Annotated in this window: 20 protein-coding genes; 7 read left to right on the plus strand and 13 right to left on the minus strand. The window is 67.8% G+C overall.

Annotation, left to right across the window (positions count from 1 at the left end; translation table 11 throughout):
- Positions 1-41: 41 nt before the first annotated feature.
- Positions 42-839 (minus strand): HAD family hydrolase, encoded by a 798-nt coding sequence (locus ACNQR1_RS29875; protein ID WP_418049181.1) that lies wholly within the window; start codon positions 837-839, stop codon positions 42-44.
- A gap of 104 nt (positions 840-943) precedes the next feature.
- Here ACNQR1_RS29875 and ACNQR1_RS29880 point away from each other — a divergent pair, with 104 nt between their 5' ends.
- On the plus strand, positions 944-1,606 hold the full coding sequence (locus ACNQR1_RS29880; protein ID WP_418049182.1) for a response regulator: 663 nt from the start codon (positions 944-946) through the stop codon (positions 1,604-1,606).
- A gap of 29 nt (positions 1,607-1,635) precedes the next feature.
- Positions 1,636-2,814 carry a GAF domain-containing protein gene (locus ACNQR1_RS29885; RefSeq protein WP_418050559.1) on the plus strand — a complete coding sequence of 393 codons (1,179 nt, stop codon included), beginning with the start codon at positions 1,636-1,638 and terminating at the stop codon, positions 2,812-2,814.
- A 26-nt stretch (positions 2,815-2,840) separates the two neighbouring features.
- Here ACNQR1_RS29885 and ACNQR1_RS29890 read toward each other — a convergent pair whose 3' ends face one another.
- Positions 2,841-3,425 (minus strand): TetR/AcrR family transcriptional regulator, encoded by a 585-nt coding sequence (locus ACNQR1_RS29890; protein WP_418049183.1) that lies wholly within the window; start codon positions 3,423-3,425, stop codon positions 2,841-2,843.
- 85 nt (positions 3,426-3,510) lie between these two features.
- Here ACNQR1_RS29890 and ACNQR1_RS29895 point away from each other — a divergent pair, with 85 nt between their 5' ends.
- The gene (locus ACNQR1_RS29895) at positions 3,511-3,894 is read left to right on the plus strand and encodes a nitroreductase family deazaflavin-dependent oxidoreductase (protein WP_418049184.1); all 384 of its coding nucleotides are present in this window, start codon (positions 3,511-3,513) and stop codon (positions 3,892-3,894) included.
- On the opposite strand, the gene ACNQR1_RS29900 is transcribed toward ACNQR1_RS29895, so the two are convergent.
- The 11 genes from ACNQR1_RS29900 to secY form a co-directional block, all read right to left on the minus strand.
- A complete protein-coding gene (locus ACNQR1_RS29900; RefSeq protein ID WP_418049185.1) occupies positions 3,891-4,328 on the minus strand; it encodes a hypothetical protein in 438 nt (145 codons plus the stop codon). The genes ACNQR1_RS29895 and ACNQR1_RS29900 overlap by 4 nt on opposite strands.
- Positions 4,329-4,384: 56 nt before the next feature.
- On the minus strand, positions 4,385-4,888 hold the full coding sequence (locus tag ACNQR1_RS29905) for a MarR family transcriptional regulator (RefSeq protein ID WP_418049186.1): 504 nt from the start codon (positions 4,886-4,888) through the stop codon (positions 4,385-4,387).
- Between the two features lie 55 nt (positions 4,889-4,943).
- Positions 4,944-5,978 (minus strand): pyridoxal phosphate-dependent aminotransferase, encoded by a 1,035-nt coding sequence (locus ACNQR1_RS29910; protein WP_418049187.1) that lies wholly within the window; start codon positions 5,976-5,978, stop codon positions 4,944-4,946.
- Entirely contained in the window at positions 5,978-7,027 is a 1,050-nt protein-coding gene (locus ACNQR1_RS29915; RefSeq protein ID WP_418049188.1) for a 3-oxoacyl-ACP synthase III family protein, read from the minus strand. The genes ACNQR1_RS29910 and ACNQR1_RS29915 overlap by 1 nt, the downstream gene beginning before the upstream one ends.
- 9 nt (positions 7,028-7,036) lie before the next feature.
- Positions 7,037-7,717, minus strand: coding sequence for an SRPBCC family protein (locus ACNQR1_RS29920; RefSeq protein WP_418049189.1), 681 nt, complete (start codon positions 7,715-7,717; stop codon positions 7,037-7,039).
- Positions 7,698-9,455 carry a thiamine pyrophosphate-binding protein gene (locus tag ACNQR1_RS29925; RefSeq protein WP_418049190.1) on the minus strand — a complete coding sequence of 586 codons (1,758 nt, stop codon included), beginning with the start codon at positions 9,453-9,455 and terminating at the stop codon, positions 7,698-7,700. Before ACNQR1_RS29925 ends, ACNQR1_RS29920 begins: the two co-directional genes overlap by 20 nt.
- A 209-nt stretch (positions 9,456-9,664) precedes the next feature.
- A complete protein-coding gene (locus tag ACNQR1_RS29930; protein WP_418049191.1) occupies positions 9,665-10,399 on the minus strand; it encodes a zf-HC2 domain-containing protein in 735 nt (244 codons plus the stop codon).
- Complete coding sequence (locus ACNQR1_RS29935) at positions 10,396-10,923, minus strand: sigma-70 family RNA polymerase sigma factor (RefSeq protein ID WP_418049192.1); 528 nt, start codon at positions 10,921-10,923, stop codon at positions 10,396-10,398. Before ACNQR1_RS29935 ends, ACNQR1_RS29930 begins: the two co-directional genes overlap by 4 nt.
- 114 nt (positions 10,924-11,037) lie before the next feature.
- A complete protein-coding gene (map, locus tag ACNQR1_RS29940) occupies positions 11,038-11,835 on the minus strand; it encodes a type I methionyl aminopeptidase (RefSeq protein WP_418049193.1) in 798 nt (265 codons plus the stop codon).
- Positions 11,832-12,377: an adenylate kinase gene (locus tag ACNQR1_RS29945; protein WP_418049194.1), complete on the minus strand. Its 546-nt coding sequence runs from the start codon at positions 12,375-12,377 to the stop codon at positions 11,832-11,834. The genes map and ACNQR1_RS29945 overlap by 4 nt, the downstream gene beginning before the upstream one ends.
- Positions 12,374-13,699, minus strand: a complete 1,326-nt coding sequence (secY, locus tag ACNQR1_RS29950) for a preprotein translocase subunit SecY (protein WP_418049195.1) — start codon at positions 13,697-13,699, stop codon at positions 12,374-12,376. Before secY ends, ACNQR1_RS29945 begins: the two co-directional genes overlap by 4 nt.
- Positions 13,700-14,023: 324 nt before the next feature.
- Between secY and ACNQR1_RS29955 the strand changes: the two genes are divergently transcribed.
- The 4 genes from ACNQR1_RS29955 to ACNQR1_RS29970 are packed head-to-tail and all read left to right on the plus strand — an operon-like array spanning position 14,024 to position 17,740.
- A complete protein-coding gene (locus ACNQR1_RS29955; protein ID WP_418049196.1) occupies positions 14,024-14,938 on the plus strand; it encodes a class I SAM-dependent methyltransferase in 915 nt (304 codons plus the stop codon).
- 44 nt (positions 14,939-14,982) lie between these two features.
- Entirely contained in the window at positions 14,983-15,888 is a 906-nt protein-coding gene (locus tag ACNQR1_RS29960) for a class I SAM-dependent methyltransferase (RefSeq protein WP_418049197.1), read from the plus strand.
- 7 nt (positions 15,889-15,895) lie between these two features.
- A complete protein-coding gene (locus ACNQR1_RS29965; RefSeq protein ID WP_418049198.1) occupies positions 15,896-16,801 on the plus strand; it encodes a class I SAM-dependent methyltransferase in 906 nt (301 codons plus the stop codon).
- Positions 16,802-16,819: 18 nt separating this feature from the next.
- Positions 16,820-17,740 (plus strand): class I SAM-dependent methyltransferase, encoded by a 921-nt coding sequence (locus ACNQR1_RS29970; RefSeq protein ID WP_418049199.1) that lies wholly within the window; start codon positions 16,820-16,822, stop codon positions 17,738-17,740.
- Positions 17,741-17,813 lie beyond the last annotated feature (73 nt).

Genomic DNA, 17,813 nt, shown 5'->3' on the forward strand with positions numbered 1-17,813 from the left:
TTCGCCGCCGCCACGTTACGGACGCGGATCTTGCCGGACTGTTACGCCGCAGACGGGCTGCGCTGAGCCCACCACTGGCTGTGCAGGCGCTGGCATACCGGCAGGCGTAGCGCGTCGGCGCCGGCGAAGTCCGCTCGCACCGTCACTGCGGCGTATGAACCGGGGCCGGCGTCGGGGTCGATGAGCACGCCGGCGATCCCGGCGCTGTTGGCAGCACGCAGGCCCGCGGCCGAACCCGCCATCGCCAGCGCGTCGTGGCCCGCCACCCCCAGTTCGGCCAGGGCGTGCCGGTAGAGCTCGGCCCCGTTGGCGCTCACGTCGTCGGTGGTGACGACGGTCTCCACCAGGCCGTCACCGACGAGCTGGCGCACCAGGGGTTCGGCCCAGCGCCGACGGCCCGCGGCAACCACGGCGACCGGCAGGCCGGCCAGGAACGCGTCGTTCACCAGATCGTCGAGCCCGGGCCGTGGCGTCAGGCCGGCCTCGAGGATCATCTCGTCGAACATCATGTCCTTGGTCATGCAGATCTCGTCGGCGAGCACCTCGGTGAGCACGTCGCAGTCCGGCCCCACGCACCGTTTGCGCAGCTCGGCGGTGACCCGCTGGCGCTCGTCGTGCAGTGCAAGCAGCTGCTGATACCGCGCGACCCCCCACTGGATGGGCAGACCGTGCGCGGCGAACGCGGCATTGAAGACGACGCGATGGCCGTCGACGTCAAGGTCTGACAACGCATCGAGGTCCAGGATCACCGCACTCAGCGGATGGGCACCGGTCTCAGGCCGCGAACAGTCCCACCAGAACCGCCCGGCCCGCCATGACTTCTCTTGTGTTGACGACACCACATGAGAGTGGCCCACGTCACACCGCTCGCGCGTCCCCCGTAGGGGGGATTGGGCCGGTCAAGTTCATCTACTCCGGCTCTCACCCCCTCTAGGGTGATGCCATGGCGCCCTCCAATCCAGTGCGCCTTGTGCTGGTCGACGACCATGAGATGGTCATCGAGGGTCTCAAGGCCATGCTTGCTGCGTTCAACGACCGGGTCGAGGTGGTCGGCCAGGCTGTGGGCGCGGAGCGCGCGCTGAGTGTGATCGAGACGCTGGACCCCGACATCGTGCTGTGCGATGTGCGCATGGAGGGCTCCAGCGGCCTGGACCTGTGCCGGGTGCTGCGCGAGCGGGACCCGGATCGCAAGGTGGTCATGCTGTCCGTTTACGACGACGAGCAGTACCTGTTCCAGGCGCTGCGGGTGGGCGCCTCCGGATACCTGCTCAAGAGCATCAGCAGTGACGAACTCGTGCGTCAGCTCGAATTCGCCCACAGCGGCCAGACCGCGATCGATCCGGGGATGGCGGCCCGCGCGGCCGGTACCGCAGCCCGGCTGCAGCGTGACGAGTTCTGGCCCGGCGTGCGGCAGGGGCTGACGCAACGCGAGAGCGAGATCCTGTCCTTCGTGGTCGCGGGCCTGTCCAACCGCGGGATCGCCAACAAGCTGGTGATCGGCGAGGAAACGGTGAAGACCCATCTGCGCTCGATCTACCGCAAGCTCGGGGTCAGCGATCGGGCTGGCGCGGTGGCCACCGCGCTGCGGGAAGGCATCTACCAGTGACCGACAAACCTGCGCGCGAACTCGGACCGATCGACCTCACCGCCGACCGCGAGCTGGCCCTGCTGCGCGAGCTCATCCGCGCCGCGTCGAGCGGCCCGGGCGTGGAACCGCTGGCCGCCGCGGCGGCCCGGATGATCACCGAGGCCACCGCCACCGATGTGTGCTTCGTGCACGTTCTCGACGACTCGGAACGCGCGCTGACGCTGGCCGGGGCCACGCCGCCGTTCGACGCCGAGATCGGCAAGATCCGGCTGCCCCTGGGCCAGGGCATCTCCGGCTGGGTGGCCAGCCACCGCCAACCCGTGGTGATCGGTCACGACAAGGAATCCGATCCCCGCTACAAGCCGTTCGAGTCGCTGCGCGGCCGCGACTTCACCTCGATGGTGTCGGTGCCGATGGAGACCGGTCCGGGCGGGCTGGTCGGGGTGCTCAACGTGCACACCGTCGAGCGCCGCGAGTTCACTCCACGCGACATCGAATTGCTGCTGGTGATCGGCCGGCTCATCGCAGGCGCGCTGCATCAGGCGCGGCTGCACCGCCAGTTGGTGGCCCGCGAGCGCGCGCACGAGAATTTCGTCGAGCAGGTGATCGAGGCGCAGGAGCTTGAGCGACGCCGTTTGGCAGGCGACATTCACGACGGCATCTCCCAGCGGTTGGTGACGCTGTCCTACCGGCTCGACGCCGCGGCCCGAGCGGTCGAGCCGGACGCGGTGGCCGAGCAGTTGGCCGCCGCACGGGAACTGGTCGCGCTCACCTTGCAGGAGGCCCGGGCCGCGATCAGCGGGCTGCGGCCGCCGGTGCTCGACGACCTCGGCCTGTCGGGTGGGCTGGCCAGCCTGGCGCGCTCGATCCCGCGGGTGGAGATCGACGTCGACCTCGCCGAGACCCGGGTGCCCGACCACATCGAGCTCGCGTTGTACCGGATCGCCCAGGAATGCCTGCAGAACGTGGTCAAGCACGCCGAGGCGGACCGGGCCCGGCTCACCTTCGCCGTGGAAGACGGTGTGGCCAGGCTGGAGATCGTCGACGACGGGAAGGGCTTCGACACGTTCGAGCACCCGTTGGGCAGCGACGAGATGGGCGGCTACGGATTGCTGTCGATGGCCGAGCGGGCCGAGATCGTCGGCGGCCGGCTGCACATCCGGTCCCGACCCGGCGCGGGCACGACGGTGACCGCGGTTATCCCCCTGCCCTCGGTGATCGAGTAGCGACCGCGTCATGTCTTGAGCCGTCGTCAGCCGTTCTCACCCAGGTGCACGCGCACGGCATGCACCGCACGCGCGATCAGCTCTTCGGTCGGCTGCGATGCGATCGGCTCGATCCGCAGGATGTGGCGCAGGTAGGCGATGCCGAGCAGCTGGCCCATGGCCAGATCCACCCGTAACTCGGCGTCGGCACCGGTGAGCGCGGTGGCGATCTGCGGGTAGAGCCGCTGCTCGATGAACTGGCGGACCAGGGCGGCGGACTCCTCGTGCGTCGCCGCGCCGCGCAGGATGGCCAACAGGGGTGCGCGGGTCTCGGGTTGCTCCCACAGCTCGAAGAAGGCCCGGGTCAATCGTTCGGCCAGCCCGGCCGGGCCGTCATCGAGAATTCGTCCGCCGAACTGTTCGGGGTCGAACGGCCAGCCCACGGTGGCCCGGAACAGCTCGGCCTTGCTGCCGAAATAGTGCCGGATCAAAGCCGGATCCACGGCCGCGGCGGCCGCGATGTCGCGTAGTGAGGTCTTGTCGTAGCCGCGTTCGGCGAACATCCGCCGAGCGGTGGCCACCAACTCCTCACGGGTACCGGGCTGCCCCGGCCGTCGTCCACGTGGCGGCATAGTCCAGAAATTCTACAGTCGTTGACTTCTCGATCGGGGCAGGTCTACGCTCGGATCAGTAATTCCACAACTGAGGAGTTATCCGATGCCCGCTCCACGATGGGTCGCCCACGCCAACAAGGTCGGCCTGAATCAGCTCACCCGGTTCATCGCCCCGTGGGCACCGGGCTGGGCGGTCGTCATCCACCGGGGACGCAAGTCCGGCCGGACCTTCCGGACACCGCTGTGGGCCTTTCGACGGCCGGGCGGTTTCGTCATCGCCCTGACCTACGGCCCGCAGGCCGACTGGGTCCGCAACGTGCTGGCCGCCGGCGGGTGCGAGTTGGAGGCCCGGCGCCATCGGTACCGGCTGACCGCGCCCGAGGTCTACCGCGACGAGAAGGCCGCCGACATGCCGGTGTTCATCGCCTTCATGCTGCGCAGGGTGATCCGGGCCCCGGAATTCCTCAGCCTGAAGATCGCGGACTAGCCGCCGAGTTTCCCGGACAGCTCCGGGCACTCGTACTTGAGCGCCACGTCGACGATGGTCGTGAGCGCGTCGGGCGGCAGCTTGCTGCCCATCTGGATCAGCACCTTGACGACATCCTGCTTGGTCTTGTTGAAGCTGCCGGCCGCCATGATGCAGGCCATCATCAGCTGATTGCCGATGGCCCGGTCGGACCCTTCGATGCCGGCGGCGCGCACCTCGGCGAACGCCTCCGGCGGCAGACCCGCCGTGCCGCGCGGAGACCCCGCGGTCGGCGCGGGACTCTTCGTGGGAGTTCGCTTGGGCGCCTTCGACTCCGACGTGAACGGCGTGACATTGTCCGGCGCTGTCGCTGTCCCGGTGGTCGTGGTACTACAGGCGGCCATCAACACGACAGCGATGGAGCCTAGCGCCGCGGCTGCCCGCTTGGCTTGCATGCTCGCTCCCCTCAACTACGTCCGAGGGTAGTGGGGTACCCACCCCTAAACCCGTCTCAGAAATCCCCGGAGTGTCGGCGCAGCGTCTCGATCGACGCCACCAGGGCCTGGGACTGCTCATCCGACATCCCGACGTCGGCGAACACCTGCTCGTTCAGGGTCACCGTCGCGTCCTCGACCGTCGAGCGCCCGAGCTTCGTGATCTGCACCAGCGTGGTGCGCCCATCGGTGGGGTGCGGGATGCGCTCCACCAGACCGGAGGCTTCCAGCCGTCGGATGGCATGCGTGACGCTGGTGACGTGTACCTGGAGTCGATCGGAGGCCTTGGTGATCGGTAGCGCACCCGCGCGGCTGAAGGCCAGCAGTCGCAGCAGTTCGAACCGCGAGAAGCTCAGATCGTATGGCCGCAGCGCGGACTCCACCCGGGCCAGCAGGATCTGGTGGGCCCGCATCACCGACGTCACCGCGACCATGCCGGCTGCCACATCGCCCCACCCGGCGGCCTCCCAGTTCGCGCGGGCCTGCGCGATGGGGTCACGTTTGTCTGGTGGCGAGGGCACGCCTCTTCTTACCGCATCGCCGCGCACGCCCCGCGCATTCTGCGCGCATTCTGTGTCAGGCGGCGGCCGCTGTCACCGCACCCAGCACCGCACTGGTGGACTGCCTCGATCCGACGGTGATCCGCACGCCGCCGTCGCCGTAGTGACGGAGCTGAAGTCCGGTGCCGTCGAACACCTCCGGCCACGGCAGGGACCCACCGGGCAGGTACAGGAAGTTGGCCTGCCCGTCGGTGCTGTAGACGCCGAGCGCCCGCAGCCGCATCTGTAGATAACGCCGCTCTGCGGCGATCATCCGGATACGTTGGCGCAGTTGGTTTTCCGCATCGTAGGAGGCAGCGACGGCGACCTGGGCGCTGAGCCCGATCCCGAACGGCAGCTGCATCCGCCACAGTTGGCGCCCCAGATCGGGGGCGCAGAACCCGTAGCCGATCCGCAGCCCGGCCAGGCCGTAGGCCTTCGAAAAGGTGCGCACCACCACGACATTTCCGAACCGGGCCACCAGGCTCGGCCCGTCGATGCGCTGTTCGTCGGCCAGGAACTCCACGTAGGCCTCGTCGAGCAGCACGACGGTGTCCGCAGGGAGCCGGGTCAGCAGGCGCTCGACCTCGACGGCCGGTTCGATGGTGCCCGTGGGGTTGTGCGGCCGGCAGACCGCCACGACCCGGGCATGCTTCCCGGCCTCGGCCATCGCATCCAGATCGTGGCGGCCGTGCCCATCGAGCGGAACCGTCACCGTCCGCAACCGCGCCATCTGCGCGAAGATCGGGTACCCGTCGAACGTGGGCTCCGCCATCACCATGGTGTCGCCGGGACTGGTCACCGCATGCAACACCTGCATGATGACCCCCGTGGCGCCGGCACCGACGATCACCTGCTCCTCGGACACCCCGTCGTGGCCGGCGATCAGCGAGCGCAACCGCTGCGGCAGGAATTCCGGATACCGGTTGGCGGCCTCGTCGCATGCGCGCAGCGCCGAGCGCACCGCGGGCAGCGGCGGAAACGGACATTCGTTGAGCGACAGCGCCAACGGGTTGACCGCCTGCGGCAGTGCGCCGACGACGTCGGACAGCGCGGTGCGAGGTGCCACCATCATCCGTTCCCCAGGTCGCCGCCGTTGCGAGGCCGGCCGCCCCAGCGCACCGCGGCAGCCCCGGCGAAGTCACCGGCGTGGGCGAAGGCGGCCATCAGCACGGTATCGCCTGCCTTCACCCGCCCGCCGGTGACCGCGCGGTCCAGGTTCACGGGAATGCCTGCGGCGAAGAGGTTTCCACATTCGTCAAAGGTGTCCACGTGGCGTTCGGGCGGCAACTCCAGCGCGTCGCGCCAGTTGCGCAGGAACACCCGGTTGGGCTGGTTGGTCACGAACAGATCGATGTCCTTGGGCTGCACACCGATCCGGTCGCAGACGGTGTAGGACACCTCGGGAACCTGTCGGTTGCCCCGGGCCAGCACCTTGGTGATCTTGCTCTCGGTGAAGCCGATGCACGCCTCGCCCGGGCCGGCCTGCCACCATTTCCGTGGCGGATCCATGACGACGGTCATGTCCCCGGCGTACTCGCCGTACGTTCTGCATTCGATGTCGAGGATGGGTGACGCATCGGACAGCGTCACCAGCCCGACGGCAGCCCCGTCTCCGGGCACCGCCGCCTGCGCCTTGCGCCGGATGGTCTGCTGATCGAAGACCTGGCCGGCCGAGTTCTGGGCGATCGCGATCACCGCGGTCCGGCCCTCCCCCGCGCTGAGCAGAGTGCGGGCCACCTTGAGCCCCAGCACGAATGCCGCGCATCCGCCGTTGTGCAGGTCGATCACCCAGTTGGGTTTCATCCCCAGCCGATGCGCCATGCCGCCACCGCCACCGTAGAACGGCATGTCGGGCAGCTGGGTGTGGGTGATCAGCACATCGGCCCCGGTGATGACGTCGGAACCGTGCCGCTCGATCACCCCTGCGGCGGCCCGCTCGACCATGTCGATCGCGGTTTCCTCGGGCGCCACATGATGCCGGAACCGCGGCGCCCGGAACATCACGTTCTCGGCCAGCTCGTCGGTTTCGGCGAACCCGGCGTAGTAGTCGGCGCTGATCGGATCGCCGGGCAGGTAGGTGGAGACGTCGATGAGGCTGACGGGAGTCTGGTCGGTCATGGCCGGGCCTCACTTCATCCAGGCCGGGGTGACCGGCAGACCGTTGCGGTGCCGGTATTCGGCGATCGCCTTGAGGTTTCGCAGTTCCAGCAGGTGGCCTGGGCCGAACATGTCCCAGAAGTCGCCCACCCAGACCGGTCGCGCCGGCGGCGCGGTCTCCGGATACGGGTTCTCGTCGTAGAACGGGTGGTGGCAATTCGTCCACAGCACAACCGATCCCGGCTTGTCGAGGACCACCTGCGCGTCGACGACGCGCATCAGGTAGATCATCCACAGATGCTTGCCCTGGTCCCAGGCGCAGTGGTAGTCGACGGTGAGCGCGTCGCGGTTGGCCACGGTGCGGGTGTAGATCGCGCTGCCCGGCCCGGACGGCCCGGCACCGAGCCGATCGTGGGCCAGCCACAGCCCCGGCTCCTCGGTCGGGGCGAAACCACGCAGGCTGTAGGTCCACTCCTCCAGGCAGCGGGTGTCGGACAGGTAGTCGAACAACTCGTAGGGTGGGCACTCGATGTAGTCGTTGACCGTGCAGTACTGGCCGAACACCTGGTCGTGCGGGTAGACCGACCGCATCATGTCCATGATGATCGGGGTGGCCTGCTCCTTGGGCGAGGTCTCGATCCGGATCAGTCCGTCCAGCGGGGTACGGGTGGCCCGATGGGCCGTGATGTCTTCAAGCGCGGGCAGTGACATGGGACCTGTTCTCCTGTGCGATCGATGGTGTGCTGTCGGTTGTGGTCAGAAACGCTGCGAACGGCGGGATCTCGTCGGCCGAGCATTCGATGCTCAGCACCGACGGGCCATCGGTGTCCAGTGCCATGCCCAGCGCCCCGGACAGTTGGCGCATCTCGGTGACGTCGTATGCAGGCAGGCCGGGGAACATCGCCGCCAGGCCGGCACCGAGCCGGCTCGGCCCGAACCTGTTGTACGAGTAGCGATCGCCGTAGAACAGCTGTTCGCGGGTCACGCACATGGCGTGGGCGTGGTTGTCGAACAGCACGAAGGTGATCGGCAGCCGGTACTGCATCGCAGTGTGAATCTCCATGCCGTGCATGAAGAATGAGCCGTCCCCGGCGATCACCGCCGTCCGCCGGTTGGCGGCAACGGGGCCGCCGGCAGACGTCCGGTGAAACGTCATCCCGATGCCTGCGCCGAAGCTGTAACCCATCCCGCCCATCCCCAGCGCCACCATGAAGCGGCCGTCGCGCCGGGCCGGGAGATAGTGGATGGCCGAGGCGCCGACATTGCCCGCGTCGACGACGATGTCGGTGCCGTCGGGCAGGCCCTCGTCGAGCACGGCCATCGCATCCCGGTACCGGATACCCGGGCCGTCATGGGCCGGTGGGCGCAGTTCGATGCGCGGCACCAGATCCGGCACGCGGACCTGAACCGGCCGGCCGGGGCCGGACAACGCCTGGGCCAGCAGTGTCAGCGACTGGCGCAGATCGTCGGAGTGGACGTGCGTGGACGCCGGGAACGGCACCTGCGAGCCGATCGAGTAGGTCGGCACCTGACCCAGTACCTCGTCGAGACCGGCCCGGGCGGTCACCGTCATGCGGGTGCCGACCAGCAGGCACATCGCGCTGTTCGCCACGGCAGCGGACACCCCGGAGTGGCCCATCACACCGGCTACCCCCAACGCGGAGGAGGAACCGAATCCCGGGGTGCCCGCCACGTCTTTGGCGTCGGGCACCGTGGCCACCCGCGCGCGCAGCGTCGCCCGCAGCCGTTCCAGTTCGGCGCGGGCGTCGTCACGTGCCACCTGTTCTCCGGCGATGATCGTGATCGGGCCGTCGACACCGCGCAGGGCCCGCTCGAGCGGGCCCAGATCGGAATGGCGTGGACCGGCCCAGGTGGCCCCGGCCCGCCCGTTGCCGGCACCGTCGGTGTCGCCGGTCTTGCCCAGCTCAGCCTGCTGAATGTTCTTGGGCAGCAACAACACTGCGGGCCCACCCGTCCGTGCGGCAGCCAGTGCCGCCGGAAGCGCGGTGAGGATGTCTGCGGGCTTGAGCAGCCTGCGGCAGTACACCGACACCGCCGAGAACAAGGCGTGCCCGTCGAGACTGCCGTTGTCCCCACTGGTGTCCTGGAAGGCGCCGCGGCCGTCCAGCGTTGTCGGCGCCTGCCCGATCAGCGCCAGCACGGGGACCCGGCTGGCCAGCGATTCCGCCAGTCCGGGCACGGTATTCAGGCAGCCACCCCCCGAGGTCGCCGCCACCACGCCGATCCCGGCGCCGCTGCGGCTGTACCCGTCCGCCATTGTCGCAGCGGAGAATTCGTGTTTCGCCAGCACCGCGGTGATGTCGTCACGGAAGTACGCCGCGTCGTAGAGGTCCTCGATGTTGGCACCGTCCACGCCGAAGATGTGCGAGACCCCGTTCGCCGCCAGCCAGCCGACGATGTGGTCCACCACCCTGTGCGTCTCGACCATGTGTCACCTACTTCCGTGCTCTGCCAGTGACACGACCCGTGGGCGGCAGCGGTTCACCGGGATGACGGATTTGTGCGAACTCCCCGCGATATCGCAGGACATCCCAAGGTCGCAGACACGCCGAACGTCACGCTGGAGTGACCCTCAGGTTCGGGGGTCACTCCAGCGTGACGAAGCACGCGAACGATCGGCAGGCAGAGCCGGGAAGCTCAGAGCTGCTTTTCCAGCAGCACCTTGCCCTCGGGGGACGTAACCAGTTGCACCGCAGCGATATCCGTCTTCGGCATCTGGGTGTTGCCACTGGGCAGTGCGGTGGCGCCGGACAGCCCCAGCCAGGTCGCGATCTCGTTGCGGCTGCCGTCCCGGCCGATCACCACCATGCCCAGGTTCTGCGGAGGCGCATCCTGCTTGCCCCAGCTCCCGTAACTGCAGGCCATGTCGATCCGGGTGCCCCAGGAGTAACTGGTCATCGCGATGCTGGCGTTGATGGGCGTATCGGAGACCTTGCTCATCGCCAGCATCTGCGCGCTCTGCTGTTCGGTGCCGCTGTGCAGGCCGAACACCTCCGGACGGATACCGACCACGACACCGAGTGCCAGCAGTGCCGCGGCCACGCCGATGGCGGCCGTGGTCACCCATCGTGACCGGCGCCGTCCCCAGCTGACCTTGGCCAGCACGGACTGCAGCACCTCGGGGCGCAGCGGCGGATCGGGCTGTTCGGATTCGAGGGCGAGCACGTCGTCGAGGTCGAGCATGGCCAGCAACGCGGGCATGCCACTCAACTCGGCCACCGCGGAACGGCACCGCGCGCAGCCCTCCAGATGGGCCTCGTACTCACGTCGCTCGTTACTTTCCAGCGATCCCAGCACGTAGGCCGCATCCCAGGTCCGGTAACGGTCGGATTCGACCGGATCGGGCAGGTGGGGTACACCGAACTGTGTCATCGTGTCACCCCCATCTCTTGCAAGTTCAGTCTCAACGCACGTACCGCGTAGTGCAGACGTGATTTCACGGTGCCCTCGGGTATCTGCAGATCGTCTGCGATCTGCCCGGTGGTCCAGCCCTGGTAGTAGGCCCGGCGGACCACGGCCCGGTGTTCGTCGGAAAGTTGGCTCAGCGCCGTGCTCAGCAGTATTCGATCCAAGGCATTGTCCACTTGGTCGGGAGTGGCAGCAGTCCCGGTGTGGTCTGCCACCTGTTCCGGGTCGGGCACTCCGGTTTCGTTCCGAAACCGGGCGCTCCGGCGCTCATCGATGATCATATTGCGCGCCACGGTGAACAACCAGGCACGTGCTGATCGATCGGTATCGGCTGTGACGTCTGGATGACGCCACGCACGCAGCAGCGTCTCCTGCACCACGTCCTCGGCCCGGGCGCGGTCGCCCGTGAGCCGAAGGGCATAGCGCCACAGCGCTGCAGCGTGCTCGTCGTAGAGCACCCGCATCATGGCGGCCTCCGGATCATCCATTCCCTACCTCCGTCTGTGATACGACGTTGGTGGCGATCCGGTTCAATTACTACCTTTGCGCGCGGGCAGACACCAGTGTGAGCGCGCGATTCGAGTAGTGATTGCTGGCGTTAATTACTGAGTGAGGATTCGGGGGCCGTCTTCGGTGACGGCGACGGTGTGCTCCCAGTGCGCGGCGCGGGTCCCGTCAACGGTGACGACGGTCCACTCGTCGTCGAGGATCTTCGTCTCGGTAGTGCCCAGGGTGAGCATCGGTTCGATGGCCAGGACCGAGCCGGGCTCCAGGTACGGTCCGCGCCCCGGCGAGCCCTCGTTGGGCAGGAACGGATCCATGTGCATCTGCCTGCCGATTCCGTGCCCGCCGTAGCCGTCGACGATCCCGTACTTGCGGTCGTGGCGGGCCTCGGCGGCATGGGTCTCGACCTCGATCGCGTGCGAGACATCGGTGAGCCGATTTCCCGGCAACATCGCGGCGATGCCGGCCTCCATCGCCGATTTCGTTGCCGCAGAAAGGGCTTCGTCGGCCGCGATGAGCGCGCCGATCCCGAAGGTCACCGCCGAGTCGCCGTGCCAGCCGTCGACGATCGCGCCGCAGTCGATGGACACCAGGTCACCGGCGGCCAATTTCTCGCCCGCCGACGGAATGCCGTGCACCACACGGTCATTGACGGATGCGCAAATGCTGGCCGGGAACCCGTGATAGCCCAGGAACGACGGCGTACCGCCGCCGTCACGGATGACGGACTCCGCGATCTGATCCAGCTCGAGCGTGGACATGCCCGGGGCGGCGGCGGCACGCACCGCGCGCAGCGCCGAGGCGACCAGCGCCCCGGCCACGGCCATCGCGTCCAACTCTCCGGCGCTGCGCTGCGCAACGACCTTGCGCTTGCGCAACCCCGGCAATCTGATCACTTACCCAGTGCGTGCAACGCGCGGGCGAACACCTCGTCGAGGCCGCCCACCGCATCCACGGTCTTCAGGTCGTCGCGGTAGTACTCCAGCAGCGGCTCGGTCTCGTCGCGGTAGACCTTCATGCGGTTGCGGATGACCTCGTCGGTGTCGTCGGCGCGGCCGCGGCCCTTCAGCCGGGTCAGCAGTTCGTCCTCGGACACCTGGAACTCCACCACCGCGTCGAGCTTGTGGTTACGTGCGGCCAGCATGTCCTTGAGCGCACCGGCCTGCTCGACCGAGCGCGGGTAGCCGTCGAGGATGAATCCGTCGGCGGCGTCTGCCTGGTCGATGCGGTCCTCCACCAGACGGTTCGTCAGCTCGGCCGGCACCAGATCGCCGGCGTCCAGGTAGCGCTTGGCCTCCAGGCCGAGCGGGGTGCCGTCACCGATGTTCTTGCGGAACAGGTCCCCGGTGGAGATTTGCGGGATGCCGAGCTTCTCGGACAGCTTTTCCGCCTGCGTGCCTTTGCCCGCACCGGGCGGTCCGAGTAGAACGACTCTCACTTCAGGAACCCTTCGTAGTTACGTTGCATGAGCTGGCTCTCGATCTGTTTGACGGTATCCAAGCCGACACCGATCATGATCAGAACCGCGGTTCCGCCGAACGGCAGATTCTGTACCGAGCCCGTGTTTCCGATCTGCAGGAACACGTTCGGCAGGACGGCGATCACACCCAGGTAGATCGAGCCGGGCAGGGTGATCCGGCTCAGTACGTACCGCAGGTAGTCCGCGGTCGGCTTGCCGGGCCGGATGCCGGGGATGAATCCGCCGAACTTCTTCATCTCGTCGGCGCGCTCGTCGGGGTTGAAGGTGATCGACACGTAGAAGTACGTGAAGAAGATGATCAGGCCGAAGTAGATCGCGATGTAGACCGGGTCCGCCGGATTGGTCAGATAGTCGGCGACGAACTTGTCCCACCAGCCGGTGCCCGGGTTCGAGCTGCCGCTCTGGATCAGCTGGGTGATCAGGTGCGGGATGTAGATCAGCGACGACGCGAAGATCACCGGGATGACGCCGGCCTGGTTGACCTTGAGCGGCAGGTAGGTGGAGGTGCCGCCGTACATCTTGCGGCCCACCATGCGCTTGGCGTACTGGACCGGAATGCGGCGCTGGCCCTGCTCGACGAACACCACACCGACGATGATCAGCAGCGTCGCGGCAACCACCGCGGTGAACACCAGGCCGCCGCGGCTCTCCAGGATGGTCTGGCCTTCGGACGGGATGCGGGCCGCGATGCCGGCGAAGATCAGCAGCGACATGCCGTTGCCGATACCGCGCTCGGTGACCAGCTCACCCATCCACATCACCAGCGCCGCGCCGGCGGTCATCACCAGCACGATGACGATCAGGCCGAAGATCGAGCTGTCCTGGATGATGTCGAGGCTGCAGCCCTGCAGCAGCCCGCCGTTGGCGGCCAGCGCCACGATGCTGGTGGCCTGCAGGATGGCCAGCGCGATCGACAGATAACGCGTGTACTGCGTCATCTTGGCCTGACCGGCCTGGCCTTCCTTCTGTAGCTGTTCGAAACGCGGGATCACCACGACCAGCAGCTGCACGATGATGCTCGCGGTGATGTAGGGCATGACGCCCACCGCGAAGACGGTCAGCTGCAGTAGTGCGCCGCCTGAGAACAGGTTGATCAACGAGTAGATCTGCGCCGAATCTCCGCCGCTGACCTGCTCGATGCACTTCTGGACGTTCGGGTAGTTAACCCCCGGAGACGGGATCGACGCGCCGGCCCGGTACAGGATCACCAGGCCCAACGTGAACAGGATCTTGCGTCTGAGGTCGGCCGTCCGCAGCGATGAGATGAAAGCCGAAAGCACTCTTCCTCCTGCGCAGCCGACCTCTCAGCGCGGCGTGCCAAACGGGGCTGGTGGAGCCAGCGTCAATGGTCAAGTCGTGTCCGGCCGCCCTGCAGGCGCGCAGCCTGCGGACCCAGCCGTCAAATCAGTCTACGAGAGTAACAGTTGCCCCGGGGAGGACCCCTGCATGCACCCGCGTCGACCCGCCCCGAACCTTCCGGGATCCGTCCGCGCTGCGGCCGAACTGCGGACCGAGCTTCTCTTCAGAATCGGAGCGTACAGTCGGCGACAGCTCATTACACAATCTAACTAACACGTTGATATTGACTGAACAAAGGGGAATTCATGGCCCGGACCGCTGACGACTCGTGGGACCTCGCATCGAGCGTGGGTGCGACGGCGACGATGGTCGCGGCTGCCCGCGCGATGGCCACCAACTCCGATGATCCGGTGATCGACGACCCCTTCGCCGCTCCCCTGGTTCGCGCCGTCGGGATGGAGTTCTTCACCAAGCTCGCCGACGAGAGCTTCACCACCGAAGGCCTCGACGAAGAGGCGGCGTCCGGCCTGATCCGGTTCGCCAACGGCATGGCCGCGCGTACCCGCTTTTTCGACGACTTCTTTCTGAGCGCGTGCCGCGCCGGTATCCGGCAGGCGGTCATCCTGGCAGCCGGTCTGGACTCCCGCGCCTACCGGCTGCCCTGGCCCGACGGCACCGTGGTCTACGAGGTCGACCAGCCCGAGGTGATCGAGTTCAAGAGCGCCACCCTGGCCGGCCTGGGCGCGGTCCCGACCACCGACCGCCGCACGGTATCCATCGACCTGCGGTTCGACTGGCCCGCGGCGCTGACCGAGGCCGGGTTCGACCCGTCGGTGCCCACGGCGTGGATCGCCGAAGGATTGCTGGGTTACCTGCCCGGCGATGCGCAGGACCGTTTGCTCGACCAGGTCACCGCGTTGAGCGCGCCGGGCAGCCGTTTCGGCGTCGAGGGTGTCCCCGCGACCGAGACCAACGACGAGGAGACCATCCGCGCCCGGATGCAGGAGTTCACCGACCGCTGGCGGGCACACGGCCTGGACATGGACCTCAACGAGCTGATCTTCATCGGCGACCGTGCCGACGTGACGACGTATCTGGAAGGACATGCCTGGAAGACCACGGGCATCTCGTCGAACGATCTGCTGATCCGTACCGGCCTGCCGCCGGTCGAGGATGAGGCCCACGCGGCATCCGTCCTCTACATCGCCGCCGAGAAGTAGCAGCCGAGCCGTACACCGAAAAGTCGAGAAGTCAGGAGAACCCCATGACACGGTCCGACGCCGACACCTGGGATCTGGCCTCCAGCGTGGGCGCCACGGCGACGATGGTCGCCGCGGCCCGCGCGATCGCCAGCGCCGAACCCGATCCGCTGATCAACGACCCATACGCCGCGGACCTGGTCCGGGCCGTCGGGGTGGACTTCTTCACCAAGCTCGTCGACGGCGAGGTCGACCTAGACGGTGAGCTGGCCGACGGGGCCGCGCTGATGACCGGGATCATGGCGGTGCGGACGAAGTTCTTCGACGACTTCTTCACCGCCGCCGGCGAGGCCGGCATCCGGCAGGCGGTGATCCTGGCCTCCGGTCTGGACTCCCGCGCCTACCGGCTGCCCTGGCCCGACGGCACCGTGGTCTACGAGATCGACCAACCCGCGGTGATCGGGGCCAAGACGGCCACCATGACCCAGATCGGGGCCACCCCCACGGCCGAGCGCCGTACCGTGGCCATCGACCTGCGCGAGGACTGGCCCGCCGCCCTGCGCGCCGCCGGATTCGATCCGACGGCCCCCAGCGCATGGAGCGCCGAAGGCCTCCTGGCCTACCTTCCGCCGGAGGCCCAGGACCGGCTGTTCGACAACATCACCACGCTCAGCGCTCAAGGCAGCCGGCTGGCCACCGAGTACCACCTGCCCGGCATGGCGACCAACCTGCGCGAGCGCGGACAGGTGCTGAGCGAGCAGTGGCGTCAGCACGGACTCGACCTCGACCTGGCCAACCTCTGGTACGACGGCGAGCGCAACTCGGTCGTCGAGTACCTCACCGACCGGGGATGGTCGGTGACCGCCCGGCGGCGGCCCGAGCTGTTCGCCGACTACGGCCGCGATTTCCCTGCCGGGGAAGCCGCCGCGCCGCAACGCAATTCACAAGCCGTCATCGCAATACGAGATTAGGAACACCATGACCCGCACCGAAGGCGACACCTGGGATCTCGCCACCAGCGTCGGCGCGACCGCGACCGGTGTCGCGGCCTCCCGGGCGCTGGCCACCAAACAACCCGACCCGCTGATCAATGACCCGTACGCCGACGCGCTGGTGCGCGCAGTGGGCCTGGAACACAGCATCCGGCTCGCCGACGGCGAGGTGTGCGTCGAGGGCGACCTGATGCTGGACCGGCAGCGGATGTGTGAGCAGATCGCCGTTCGCACCCGATTTTTCGACGACTTCTTCACCGATGCCGCGGCAGCCGGTATCCGCCAGGCGGTGATCCTGGCGTCCGGCCTGGACACCCGCGCCTACCGGCTGGCCTGGCCTGCCGGCAGCGTGGTGTTCGAGGTGGATCAGCCGGCGGTGCTGGAGTTCAAGACCCGCACCCTGACCGATCTCGGGGCCGAGCCGGCCGCCGAGCTGCACACCGTGCCCGTCGACCTGCGCGACGACTGGCCGGCGGCCTTGCGCGCCAACGGTTTCGATCCACAGCTTCCGACCGCCTGGATCGCCGAGGGTCTGCTGATCTACCTGCCGCCGGAAGCCCAGGACCGGTTGTTCGACAACATCACCGCGCTCAGCGCCCCGGGCAGCAGACTGGCCACCGAGCACATGGACGCCGCCTCACTCAACGACAAGTGGACCGAGCGGGTCAGCGAATGGTCCAAGAAGGTCGGCTCCGACGTGGATCTGAAGGACCTGTTCTATTCCGGCGAGCGGACGGCCGCCCGCGACTACCTCGCCGCGCACGGGTGGGACGCCACGGTGCAACCCACCCGGGCAGCCTACGAGTCGCACGGCTTTCCCTACCCCGAGGAGCTTGCCGATCTCGCAGGCGATTCTGGTTATCTGTCAGCAACACTCAAGACACCGAAGTAGACGGCCGGGAGGCGCACGATGGCACGTACCGATGACGACAGTTGGGATCTGGCCTCCAGCGTCGGCGCCACCGCCACGCTGGTGGCGACCGGGCGGGCGATCGCCAGCCAGGATTCCCACGGGCTGATCGACGACCCGTTCGCGGCGCCGTTGGTGCGCGCGGTGGGCATCGACGTGTTCACCAAGATGGTCGATGGTGAGCTGAGTCTGGATACGCTGGCCCAGCTCGTGCCGGACGCGGCCGAGCGCGCTCGCTCCAATATCGACGAGATGGCCGTGCGTACACGGTTCTTCGATGACTTCTTCATCAACTCTGGCAAGGCCGGCATCCGGCAGGCGGTGATCCTGGCCTCCGGTCTGGACTCCCGCGCCTACCGTCTGCCCTGGCCCGACGGCACGGTGGTCTACGAGATCGATCAGCCCGAGGTGATCGAGTTCAAGACCCGCACGCTGGCCGATCTCGGCGCCGAGCCGACGGCCGAGCGTCGCACCGTACCGATCGACCTGCGTAACGACTGGCCGGCCGCGCTCAAGGCAGCGGGATTCGACCCGGCGAAACCGACCGCGTGGTGCGCGGAGGGCCTGCTGATCTACCTGCCACCTGAGGCGCAGGACCGGCTGTTCGACAACATCGTCGCGCTGAGCGCGCCCGGCAGCGCCGTGGCCACCGAGTTCGTCCCCGGACTCAAGGATTTCGACCCGGAAAAGGCCCAGGCTGCCACCGCGGTGTTCAGCCAGATGGGTTTGCACCTGGACATGCCGTCGCTGATCTACCACGGCGAAAGGCATTCGGCCGCCGACTATCTGAGCGCCAAGGGCTGGCAGATGTCCGGGGTGGCCCGATCCGAGCTGTTCGCGCGCCACGGCCTGCCGATCCCCGACCGTGACGAGAACGACCCGATGGGCGAAATCGTCTACGTCAGCGGCACTCTGAGCTGAGTTCGACCGGCGCGGCATCGTGGTTACGCCGCGGATCACGGTCAGCATTGAGCAGTGATCCGCGGCGTAGATG

Source organism: Mycobacterium sp. 48b, assembly GCF_048282725.1.
Taxonomy (GTDB): Bacteria; Actinomycetota; Actinomycetes; order Mycobacteriales; family Mycobacteriaceae; genus Mycobacterium.